The sequence below is a fragment of the Romboutsia sp. Marseille-P6047 genome (assembly GCF_900604535.1).
In the GTDB taxonomy this organism is placed as follows: Bacteria; Bacillota; Clostridia; order Peptostreptococcales; family Peptostreptococcaceae; genus Romboutsia_E.
Genome location: NZ_UWOT01000005.1, coordinates 101570 through 113798 on the forward strand (window position 1 = coordinate 101570; position 12229 = coordinate 113798).

At 28.7% G+C, this 12229-nt stretch carries 8 protein-coding genes and 2 riboswitches; of the genes, 2 read left to right on the forward strand and 6 right to left on the reverse strand.

Features of this window, described 5'->3' with window-relative positions:
• The first annotated feature begins 89 nt into the window (after positions 1-89).
• Complete coding sequence (locus EIH23_RS06795; protein WP_122639471.1) at positions 90-1823, forward strand: carbon starvation CstA family protein; 1734 nt, start codon at positions 90-92, stop codon at positions 1821-1823.
• Positions 1824-1893: 70 nt separating this feature from the next.
• On the opposite strand, the gene thiT is transcribed toward EIH23_RS06795, so the two are convergent.
• Positions 1894-2529, reverse strand: coding sequence for an energy-coupled thiamine transporter ThiT (gene thiT / locus EIH23_RS06800; RefSeq protein WP_122639472.1), 636 nt, complete (start codon positions 2527-2529; stop codon positions 1894-1896).
• Between the two features lie 117 nt (positions 2530-2646).
• Positions 2647-2742, reverse strand: a riboswitch (TPP riboswitch).
• Positions 2743-2919: 177 nt separating this feature from the next.
• Between thiT and EIH23_RS06805 the strand changes: the two genes are divergently transcribed.
• Positions 2920-3345, forward strand: a complete 426-nt coding sequence (locus tag EIH23_RS06805; protein ID WP_122639473.1) for a ferritin-like domain-containing protein — start codon at positions 2920-2922, stop codon at positions 3343-3345.
• 82 nt (positions 3346-3427) lie between these two features.
• Here EIH23_RS06805 and EIH23_RS06810 read toward each other — a convergent pair whose 3' ends face one another.
• The 5 genes from EIH23_RS06810 to EIH23_RS16855 all read right to left on the reverse strand — a co-directional run bounded on the left by EIH23_RS06810 (position 3428) and on the right by EIH23_RS16855 (position 12182).
• The gene (locus EIH23_RS06810; protein ID WP_122639474.1) at positions 3428-4042 is read right to left on the reverse strand and encodes a DUF4397 domain-containing protein; all 615 of its coding nucleotides are present in this window, start codon (positions 4040-4042) and stop codon (positions 3428-3430) included.
• Positions 4043-4124: 82 nt separating this feature from the next.
• Positions 4125-4748, reverse strand: a complete 624-nt coding sequence (locus EIH23_RS06815; RefSeq protein ID WP_122639475.1) for a PH domain-containing protein — start codon at positions 4746-4748, stop codon at positions 4125-4127.
• Positions 4749-4851: 103 nt separating this feature from the next.
• Positions 4852-11184 carry an NPCBM/NEW2 domain-containing protein gene (locus EIH23_RS06820; protein WP_122639476.1) on the reverse strand — a complete coding sequence of 2111 codons (6333 nt, stop codon included), beginning with the start codon at positions 11182-11184 and terminating at the stop codon, positions 4852-4854.
• A 204-nt stretch (positions 11185-11388) separates the two neighbouring features.
• Positions 11389-11476, reverse strand: a riboswitch (cyclic di-GMP riboswitch).
• Between the two features lie 204 nt (positions 11477-11680).
• Positions 11681-11974: a cytochrome P450 gene (locus EIH23_RS16850; RefSeq protein WP_330566187.1), complete on the reverse strand. Its 294-nt coding sequence runs from the start codon at positions 11972-11974 to the stop codon at positions 11681-11683.
• Positions 11943-12182, reverse strand: coding sequence for a hypothetical protein (locus EIH23_RS16855; protein ID WP_164489009.1), 240 nt, complete (start codon positions 12180-12182; stop codon positions 11943-11945). Before EIH23_RS16855 ends, EIH23_RS16850 begins: the two co-directional genes overlap by 32 nt.
• Between the last annotated feature and the right edge of the window lie 47 nt (positions 12183-12229).

Sequence of the window (12229 nt, forward strand, 5' to 3'; positions counted from 1 at the left end):
TTAAATTATATTTTCAGAATTTTTCTACATTTAAATAGTTATTAAATTTATATAAATAACTATAATTTTTTGTAAAAGGGGGAAAATTTTTGAACGCTTTATTTATTTTATTTTTAGGAATTATAGTTTTATTCGTTGGCTATGTTACTTATGGTAGATGGCTAGCTAAACAGTGGGGAATTGATGAAAAACGTACAACTCCATCTCATGAATTAGAAGATGGCATAGACTACGTTCCTGCAAAAACACCAGTTTTACTTGGTCATCACTTTTCATCTATAGCTGGTGCAGGGCCAATTAATGGACCTATTCAAGCTGCTGTGTTTGGTTGGGTTCCTGTAGTACTTTGGGTTTTAATTGGTGGAATATTCTTTGGTGCTACTCATGATTTTGGTGCTTTATTTGCATCTATTCGTCATAAAGGTCAATCCATTGGTGAAGTTATAGGCCAAAATATAGGTCCTAGGGCTAAAAAACTATTTCTTACATTCTCCTATTTAACACTAATATTAGTTGTTGCTGCATTTGCATCTATAGTTGCAGATACTTTTAAGGCTACATTTACTCAATCTGGTGCTGTTGATTATGTTGCAAGCTCAGCTAATGCTTCTACTGCTATGATATCTCTTTTGTTTATATTATTAGCAATTGCTTTTGGATTTTTAGTTTATAGAAGAAATGCTTCTTTAGGAGTTTCAACTGTTATAGGCATTGTAGCTATAATTATATGTATAGCTTTAGGTCTTAATTTCCATCCTATTTACTTAAGTTCAAATACTTGGATGATTATAGTTGGTATATATATATTAATTGCATCTGTAACTCCAGTTTGGATTTTACTTCAACCCCGTGATTATTTAAGCTCATTTTTATTATACGGTATGATAGCCATTGCTATAGTTGGGATTATAGGATGCCATCCAACATTAGATATACCTGCATTTACTGGTTTTACTGATACTATAGCTCCTACTGGAACTTCTCTTGGGTACTTATTCCCTGCTTTATTTATTACAATTGCTTGTGGTGCTATATCCGGATTTCATTCTTTAGTTGCTTCTGGTACTACTGCAAAACAATTAGATAAAGAAGCAGACGCTCGTCCTATAGCTTATGGTTCTATGTTAATAGAATGTGCTCTAGCATTAATTTCTGTATGCGCAGTAGGATATATATGGAAAGATTATTCAACTGGAACAACAGTTACTCCTACAGTAGTATTCGCATCTGGCATAGCATCTATGTTAAGTAAAATCCCTGGCCTTTCTAATGTTTATAACATAGCATACTCTTTATTAGTTTTAACAGTTTCAGTTTTCTGCCTAACTTCATTAGATACTGCAACTCGTCTTGCTCGTTATATGTTCCAAGAATTTTGGCTTGCCCCTGGTGAAACTAGAGATGATGTTTCAGGATTTAAAAAGACTATAACAAATCCATATGTAGCAACACTTATTACTGTTGTATTAGGTATAAGTCTTGGTCTTACTGGATATGCAAATATATGGGCTTTATTTGGAGCTGCAAATCAACTATTAGCTGCACTTGGTTTGCTTGCTATAGCTACATGGCTTGGTAATATCGGTAGAAACAATAAGATGTTCTTTATACCAATGGTATTTATGCTTGTAGTAACTGTTACTTCTTTAGTGCTTACTATTAAATCTAATGTTCTAGCTATTATGTCTGGCGGTACTGGACTTGGCTGGTGTTATATACGTACTATCCTAGCTTTACTTTTAGTAATTCTTGCTATTATTCTTATGATAGAAGGATTCAATACTATAAAAAAACAATTTAAATCTAAGACTAAACAAGCTTAATTATTAATAAATATATACTAAATTAATAAAAAAATCCAATAGGTTAACTATTGGATTTTTTTATTTATAATTATTTATCATAACTTTCTTCTAAATGTTCTTTTGTTATAGTTTGTATATTTGCCATTCTTTTAATTTTAGATAATGGCATTGTAACTAAAACTATACTACTAAGCAATCCTTCTAATCCTGTACCTGATAAATTGTAAACTATTGAATAAGCAACTGGATTCCATCCTTCCCATGCATAATCTGCAAAATAAATACATCCTGAAAGTATGTGAGAAAGTTGCTTTAAAAGCACAGCTAATATGCATCCTATAAATATATTTCTCTTTTTATTACAATCAAATAGTCCACTAAGTCCAAGTAACATAGTTGGTAATATATAGTCTAGTAAAAATTGAGCTGGATGAATTATATATGCCGAACCTATTAAACCTAGTATTCCTGTAATTAACCCACAAGTCATACCAGTAATAGGCCCATAAAGTAAACCAATCATTAAAATTGGCACTGATGATAATAATTCAATACCTCCTCCTTGTGGATATTGGATTAGTTTTATTTTAGATAAAATAAAGCTACATGCAGCAAATAAAGATACAACTATCATTGTTTTTGTATCTAGCTTAATTTTCTTTATGTTTAATAAATAATAAGCTATAGGTATTAAACATATAATTAACATTATTGTGTTTACCATTCCCTTACCTCCTCAATAAATAAATGAATTATAAATAAAAAAGCTATACCTGATTAGGTATAGCTTCAAAATTCAAAATTATTATAACTCTCTAATTAATTTACTAGATTATTATATTAATATCTACTCTTGCTTTCCTACGCTGGTACTAACCAGATCAGGTAATAAGGGTCGGTATAAACCTCTCAGCCAATGGCACCCCTAGCATTAATTATTTACTTATAATTTAATTGTAATATATTTTTTTATATTGTCAATTATTAATTATATAATTTAGACATATTAAATGAATATATAAAATAGATTTATATTACAAAATTATCATAGAATATTTTCAAACGTGTAAGTTAAAAATATGCTTAGACTATTATTGAAAGGAATATTTTTAACATGGAAAAATTAAATTTTGAAAAAGAAAATCAACTTGGTTTAGTAAAAGATAATGAAGAATTTAAACAAAGCTTACAAGGACAATTTAATAGTGAAACTGCTGAGGTTGGTTTATACTTAGCTATGGCAAGAGTTGCACAAAGACAAGGTTACGCAGAAATAGCTGAGGTACTTAAAGTCATAGCTTGGGAAGAAGCTGAACATGCTGCTCAATATGCTGAACTTCTTGGTAAAGTTTCAGATTGTACTAAAACTAATATATCAAACATGATTAAAGGTGAAGTTGGTTCTAATAAATATAAATCAGAGCTTGCTCAAAAAGCTAAGAATTCAGATCTTGAAGAACTATATACATTTATAGATCATGCTGCTAGAGATGAAGCTAGACATGCTAGTATGTTAAAAGGTATGTTAGATAGATTATAAAACTTATAAAAAATTTATAAGTTTTATATATATGAAAAGGCATTTCTATATAAATAGAAATGCCTTTTTTATACTAATAAATTTATTGCATCAACATATACGTGCATCCATCCAAAGACTGAACTAAAGTTAAATTCGGTACATCTCCTAAAACATACAATGAGTAAACCTTTCTATCTTTTAAATTTACATTGCTACTTAAAACTATATTATCAGTATTAGCTACCTTAACTTCTATCCTATATTCCCCATAATTAACATATATATAATCTGTAGCTTCTCTAAATTCCACGTCACTAAACATTTCATTTCCATTTACATATATATCAACTTCTGGTGCATTTGGTGATAAATGTATAGCCCTTACTCTTGATTTTCCATCTTGAAGGTTTCTTGGATTTGATTCTATATATGGAACTAATGTTAGATTATTTAAGTTACCTGTTGCTGCTACAGTTATCATACTGCCACCCGGTACATCTACATTTTGACTAATTACTGGATTTTCTTCTGTTCCCGCAATATAAACATTGATAGTATAACTTCCTTGTGGCACTGGTATATATGATGAGAATTGTTCAAATGTTAAATTGCTAAATAATATCATATCTCCTGCATATACATCTACAGCTGGTGCATTTGGTGCCGCATGTAATACTCTTATATATGATGTATTCATGTCTAATCTTATTTTCATGATGTTACTTCCTATATATCTTTATATATATTATGATTGCAACATCTATTTGTGATAATTTGCATATAATGCACTTAATTTATTAGTTATTTATATATTTTTCAAAAACATATCCAAAGTCTTTGTTATTATAAGTATCCTTAACATTTTGCATCCAATTAAAATTAAATCTTGTTACTTCTTCAATCATTGTAGCTATATTTCCATCTATATGAGCTCTTTTTATAGATTCATTAGCCATGTTTAAACTATTCATACCATATTCATATGATTGATTATTTCTATTTTGAACTGTTCCAATTTCAAATAAAGCTTTATACAAATCTTTTAATTGCTCTATTTGTTTTTTATCTACATCTATACTAAAGTGTTCACTTCCAAAACTAAATTTTATTTCAACATCTAAGTCTACTGTTCCAGCTGTTTCTAAAGTTACTGAGTGCACATTTTCACTTCTAAACTCATGTCTTTTTACTACTCTTTTTTTGCTTACTGCAGATGCTCCATCTACATGAATTAGTCCTCTATTTGTAAATACATACTCATCTGACTTTGATTTTATAACGAAGTATATCTTTTCTCCATCTTCGTTCATTATATAATCATCACCATCAACTTTGTTAAAATCCTTTGGATCTATTATCTTACCTATATCAGATAAGCCTAATGTATCTGCTGCCATTTTTCCAAATATATTCCCTGCCATAACATCCTCCTAATTCATTTTTATTTATTAATTATTATAACAAATATATATAAAAAATAAAATTGCTGAAAATTTATATTCCAGCAATTTTATTCTTAAATATTTACTTTAATTCATCTATTAAGTAGTTCATTAAGAAAGTAAATGATTCTACATCTATATCACTTGCATTTACATCATTATAAATTACTTTTGCATCTACCAAAGCATCTTGTAAATTTTTCCACCTAATAGAATTATAATTAACATTTTCTATAGACTCTGCTTTTTCTATAGCTTTATTAAGAGCTATTTTATTTTCTCTAGCAACTAAGTTTTTAGATGATTCTAATATTCTATTGCACATAGAATCTATTTCTTCTTGTGTAGATTGATTTTCTTCTATCATATTTCTAGCTTCATTAATTAAATTCTTATGACTTTCCATTACATCTTTATAATAATTTAACTCATTATATTCATTATTATTTTCTATAGCATCTATAAGATCATTCCAATTTATTAATGAAACTAAATTATCATAAGCTTCTTTTAAAGTGTTATATAATTCATCTATCTCTACTTGATTATAACCATCATTTAATGAATTTTCTACTACAGCTAATGTATCTTTTACTACCTTATAACTTTCTATTGTATAATTAGCCTCATTTATACTATTTACATTTTCAATTAATTCATCAAGGTTTACTCTATTTACTTCTACACTTTCTGAATTTGCAAAATGAAGCTTCGCATCTGCAAAGTTAGCATGGTCTGATCCATTCCCATTTTTTCCATCAGTTACTACAAGTTTTAATTCTTTAGCATCCTTAAGATTTATTTCAACATATTTTTGAGCATCTCTTGAGCTCATTAATCCACTATCGTATACTTTTTCATTATCTAAGTAAATTTCAAATGTTACTGAACCAACACTTCCATACATTGTTCTATCTACTCCAACAAAACTAGTGAAATATCCATAATCATCATTAGTTAAATCATATTTTATAGTAGATGTAGAATGAGTACCAATTCCTTTTTCATAAGAAACCTCTCTTCCACTTTCATCAGTAAGCCTTAAGGCATTTCCACTTACTGCCTTATCTTTTTTAATTGTATTCCAACCTATTTGAGCTGATGTCCAGTCTATATCACTTATATATGTAGTATCATTCATATCTACTACTTTTATATATCTAGTTTTTATAGTTGTATTTCCATCTGAATCTGTAACTGTGAAAGTTTGTTCGTATTTACCAGCTTTATTGAAGTTAACATTATCTTCTACTACTACTTTATTAGTTAAGTCTCCATCTTCTGCATCAGTTGCACTGTATTCACTATCTAAGCTTACTTCTACACCAAGCTTTGTAGTTATCCCCTCACTAGCTATATCTATCGTAGGTTTAGAATTTGTTATTAAGAATTTTGCATCTGCAAAGTTAGCGTGGTCTGATGTATTTCCATTACCACCATTATTAGCTACTAACTTTAACTCACTAACTCCATCTAATTTTATTCTAGCTAGTTTAGCATTATCGCTCCATTTCATTAAACCACTATCGAATACTTTTTCTCCATCAGCAAATATTTGGAATATTACACTTGAGTTATTTTGTTGTGATATATTTCTATCAATACCTACAAGTGTTTCAAAGTATTCATATCCTTTACCTTCTACATTATAAATTATTGTAGAATTAGCATGTGTTCCTATTCCTTTTTCAAATTCTTTAGTTTGTCCATCAATACCAACTTTTATAGTTCCATTAGAACTTGATTTATCTTTTCTTACACTTTGCCAATCAGTTGTTGCAGATTGCCAATCTGTATTACTAGCATAAACTACATCACTATACACTACTATGTTTTTACTAACAGTCGTAGTATTATTATCACTATCCGTTACTGTATATTCAATAATGTATCTTCCAGTTTTATTAGTTGTAAAGCCATTAGAATTAATATTTATAGCTTTTGTTAACTCTCCATCTTCAATATCACTAGCAGTTACACCTTCTGTTAAATCATACTCTTGTCCTAATTTTACAATATCAGAAGTCTTAGATATATCTATACTTGGTTTCATATTGTTATTACTTAATTTTGGATTAATTATTACACCATAGTCTGATGTATTTCCATTTCCACCATTATTAACTTGTATTTCTAATTTACTAATACCACTTACTGGTACACTTATATAAACCATATTATCACTATACTTTAAGACTCTTGTAGTTGCTACTGTTTGTTCATCTGCTACAACTTTAAATGTTATACTTGAATTATCTTGTGCTGCTATTGTTCCGTCAACACCTACAAGTGCTTCAAATGTATCATAATTTTTTCCTTCTAAATTATAAACAACCTTACCATTTGCATGTATTCCTATCCCTTTATCAAATGCTTTTATTTCTCCATTTACTCTACCTTTTAGATTGCTATTTCTTCTTGGTGTTCCATGCTGAGTTTCTACACTTTCCCAATCACTATCAGATAAATAATCAAATGAGCTTACTACTTCTATATCAACAGTTTTAGAAAGTTCTACTTCATTATCTACTAAAGTATACTTAACTTGATAATTACCTTTTTTACTTGTATTAACATTACTTTCTATTATTATATTAGAGCTTATATCCTCACCCTTATAATTTAATGCCTTTGCAAAATCTTCTGCATTAAATTGGCTATTTAAGCTAACCATCATATTATCTTGTTGTACACTTAATATTGGTGAAAATGCTTTTACACTTACACCTTTTGCTGTTGATAAATCTTTTGCATATGCAACTACTTCATATATTGTATTTTCATTTACATCAACACTTTTAACTACAAAGTTATTACCTCTTGTAAATCCTATAACTTCATTGTCTTTTAAAATTTCATATCCTAGTAAATCATCACTATTTTCACTATCTATAGTAAATGATAAAGTATTAGTTGCATTTTCTTCATTTAATTTAGAACTTACTTCTATTTTTAAATTTTCATCGAATCCATTTCCTTTATAGTCATAAGCACCGCCATGTAAATACTCTATCTTTTTATCAAGTTTTGGTAAATTGGCTACAACTTCTCTCATTTGATCTGTAACTGTTATATAATTCCAACCCTCAAAGAAATCAAGTAAATTTACATTTAATGCTAATGAATATGCCACAGCTAATCTTTGTTGGTCTGAACCTTTTACCGAAGATATTTGTGAAGTATTATGTCTTACATATGTAGACATTTTTGCATAAGCATCATATCCATAAGCTATATTTATTTGAGATAATACATCTAGTCTTTCAAAATAATGCATAGCAAACTCTTGTCCATTAAATCTCTTCATAATTTCATTCCAGTTAGCTCTATCTCCACCTAAACCTTTAATCCTTCTAAATTCTTGTGCATAAAGGTTATTAGTTACTTCTCCATCGACAACATATTTTGTATTGAATATATGTCCAAACTCATGAGTATAACACCAGTTGTCATTATCTCTATGAGTTATAGGTAATACTATTTGCTTAAAGAATCCACCGTTTCTTTCTATATTACTTGAACCTAGATAACCAGTGTATCCATGGTCTGCAAATCCTAATGGTACATTTTGGAATACCCTAGCTATAAATTTATTAGGGAAGTAACTATCTTTTTCTTCTTTTGCATCTTTTTCAAAGCCTTGGAATGTTTGGAACATATCATACATTTCTTCCCATTCATTCATAGTATCTTCTACTGTTAAATTAGTTTTTTCCATTGTTTTTAGAGCTTCTACAGCACCTGCTGCACTAGTTGTTATTATACAGTTTTCAGATACTAACTCTACTATATTAAATACTTTACCTTCTGGGTTTCCATTTGTAAATGCATTATCATTATATTCAACCTTTTGTGCGTATTCTTTTACTTCATTTGCAAATTCATTTGCATCTGTTTTTCCATGAATGTATGTAGGGAACTTATTTCCACCTTCAATTCTTAACTTTGGAGCAAAAGCTTGGTCTTTTGGTAATGCATCGTTTACTATATATACTGCACTAGGATTTATTCCAGATGGTGCTTTTATTACATTTTTACCTGGTTGTAGATTTGCCCATCTTCTCCAGTCTCCTTGACCTTTACCAGATTGACCAAAGCATATTCTAGGCATTACTCCATTTTCATCAGCTTCAACATAAACTGTAATTTCTTCACCTTGTGTTACATATAGTCCTGTTGATTGGAATGAAGAGTATGCGGCACCATTAATACTTCTTATGCCAATTTCTTGAGTATATTTTCCTCTTTGTTCTGCTGTTATAATAGTCACATTTTCAAATTTATCTGGATTATTTACTAAATCTTTAGCTAATTCTATATCATTTGAATATAATTCTTTTAGTGGATGCGTTGATAACTCTTCTTCTAATTTGTTTATAGCTTCAACTGAATTAAACTCTTCACTTAGCTGATTATATAAACCATTTGTAAATAATTTTTCCATTTTTTCTGATATTTCATCTTGCTTGTATAAACTAATTTCTGCTGCACAAGCCCAATTTTCATATCCTTTTTTTAATACAAATTTAACTCTTTTAAACTCAGTTGGATTAAATCTTATTTCTACTGAATCTTGAGTAACACTAGATGATCCTGCAGACACTTTTTCAAAATTATCTCCTTTAGTAGTTCTAGAAGCATAAACTTCAAACTCTTGTGCAAATCCTCTATTTGAACCTCTAGGGGCTGTATAAACTATTCTATTTAATGTTGTAAGTTCATCTAACTCCATTACAACTTCATTCGTAAATGTATCTGTGTTTTGTTTTCCTGAATGCCACTTAGTATTAAAATCTCCATCAATAGCTTTTGATATTACTTCACTTGCATAGTGACCGCCATTAGCAGTTATTGATTTTATTTTGGTTATATCTAATTTGTAAACCTCATCATAACCTGAAAGTAATTTGCTATTTATATCTAAAAATTTAGATACTTTTGCATCAGTGTATTGAACATTGCTATTATCAACAAGTAATCTAGCATTGCTTAAATCTTCTTTATAATCTTCATAGAATGGATGTGACTTAGCTTCTTCCTCTAATGCATTTATTTTATCTACTGTATTAAATTCTTCACTAACTTTACTCATACTATTATCTGTAAAAAGTCTTCCCATTTTATCCTTAAGTTTATCTTCTTTATATAAAGCAAATTCAGATGCTAATGCCCAGTTTTCATAACATTGTTTATATACAAATTTAACTCTTCTTGCCTCAGTTGGATTAAACTTTATTTCTAAAGAATCTTTTGTTATACTACTACTTCCTGAAGTTACTTTTTCAAATGTATCTCCCTCAGTTGTTTTTGAAGTATATATATCAAATGAATTAGCAAATCCTCTGCTGTTTAAACTTGTATATACTACCCTATCTAAAGTTTCAAGTTTATCTAAGCTTATAATAACTTCATTTATAAAGCTTGAGCTGTTTTGTTTTCCTGAGTGCCAAGAAGTATTTATATCTCCATCAATTGCTTTTTCTATATTACTACTTCCATAATGGCTACCATTAGTACTTATAGAAGAAGGATTTATTTTAAATAATTTATTGTATTCTAATAAAGCTTCATCGTTAAACGATTTAAATTTGTTTATTACGGCATCTTTATATTCTACATTATTTCCTTCTAGTATTAATCTTGCATTATTTATATATGTTTTAAATTCTTCATAAAGCGGATGATTTTTGACTTTATTTTCAAAATCAGATAATTTATCTAATGTATTAAATTCTTCACTTATTTCATTCATATTTTCATTTGTAAATATAGAGTTTAACTTATCAATTGATTTATCTTCTCTATAGAAATAAAACTCTGATGCACTTGCCCATCCTTGATTTGCTTCTTTGAATACAAACTTAACTTTCTTAGCTGTTATAGTATCAAACTTAAATTCCATCATATTGCCAGTTGATGAATGTGCTCCTGTAGAAACTAATTCAAAATCTGAATCTTCTCCTGTTGTTGAAGCATATATTTCAAATTGAGTTGGGAATCCTTTCCCTTTCGCTCCATCTTGTCTTGTTGCATAAGCAATTCTATCAATTGATTCTATTTCATTAAATTCTACAACAACTTCATTTTGGAAAGTTGAGCTGTTTGACTTTCCTGTTTCCCAGTGAGTTGAAAGATTTCCATCTATAGCTTTATCTATAGAACTTGATCCATATTGACCACCATTGTTAGATATTGATTTGATTTCTTCTCTTAGAATTTTAAACTCTGAATTGTAACCCTCAAAATTAGTGTATTCACTTAAATTAAAGGCCGATATTTTTGCTTCACTTACTACTTTTTCTTCTACTGCTTGAACTTTTTCTTTTACCACTTCATTAGCATATACATTTAATGCTGGAGAGGCATTGCTTACTACAATTGATGCTACTAGTATTGCTGATATTTTTTTCTTCATAATATTTCCCTCGACTATTATTCTAGTTTTATATTTCTTGTAACTAAGGGTTGTACTACCAAGCCTAAAAATTTAATTCTATTATTATTTTTAATAAAAAAACTACCCTCAAAAAGGATAGTTGCCATCAAAAGTAAACATCATAAAATTATCTTTTACCATAAGTGAGCATAAGATTTTTATACGAACAAAGAATTTGTATTCTTCGGCAACTGGCTGGCATAGTTAATAATTAACCTTAGCCCCTTTAGCTTTGCGTCTCTAGATTTCTCTAGATTTGCCTATGAAATTTTAATTTATTCTACCATATTTTTACAGTAATCACAATGTTATTTTTATAATCTATATATTTTAATTATATTAATCTCATTTTAAATAAATATGTATATACACTAAAAAAGGTCTATCTACTTGATAGACTTTAGTTATATTTTAAATTTAATTAAAGTTATATATATTTTTTAGTCACTTTATATCTTTCTTCTTATGTTACTCATTATAAATTTACCTCCAGGTAAAGTAGGTATTTTTCTATACTATAACTTAAATCCTGATCTAAAACGTCATACTCAATACTATTAACAAGAAAATCTAAACTAGCTTTCATTATTTCAATAGTAATTCCTTCACCTGGACATCTATGCCCTTTTGATGGGTCACTTCCACATTGAGGTATAAAGTTAAATAAATTTTCCTTTCGATCTCTAAAACGCTCAGGATAAAATTTATAAGGTTCATTCCATACCCTAGAATCATGATTAATACCATAAACATCTAGTAATACAAACATTCTTTCTATAAAATAATTTTGGATTATAAAAAAGTTTTGCTGCCTCTTCTCCTGTAATACAAATTACTTTTTGACCAAGTAAATGAGTCTCAAATATGTCAGAATGATATTGTTCAATCCTATTTTTAATAAACAAGTATCCTTCTTGCAATAGGTCAATAGTATTATCTAAACTTTTATCATGTGGAACTTGTTTCTTATCTGTCATGAATTTATATTCTCCTTTTCATATAAATTAGAAATATATTTAATTTA

Coding starts and splice junctions, on each gene's coding strand:
- EIH23_RS16850 (WP_330566187.1), bottom strand. CDS start 11,974: ATGTTTGTATTACTAGATGTTTATGGTATTAATCATGATTCTAGGGTA.
- thiT (WP_122639472.1), bottom strand. CDS start 2,529: ATGGTAAACACAATAATGTTAATTATATGTTTAATACCTATAGCTTAT.
- EIH23_RS06810 (WP_122639474.1), bottom strand. CDS start 4,042: ATGAAAATAAGATTAGACATGAATACATCATATATAAGAGTATTACAT.
- EIH23_RS06820 (WP_122639476.1), bottom strand. CDS start 11,184: ATGAAGAAAAAAATATCAGCAATACTAGTAGCATCAATTGTAGTAAGC.
- EIH23_RS06805 (WP_122639473.1), top strand. CDS start 2,920: ATGGAAAAATTAAATTTTGAAAAAGAAAATCAACTTGGTTTAGTAAAA.
- EIH23_RS06815 (WP_122639475.1), bottom strand. CDS start 4,748: ATGGCAGGGAATATATTTGGAAAAATGGCAGCAGATACATTAGGCTTA.
- EIH23_RS16855 (WP_164489009.1), bottom strand. CDS start 12,182: ATGACAGATAAGAAACAAGTTCCACATGATAAAAGTTTAGATAATACT.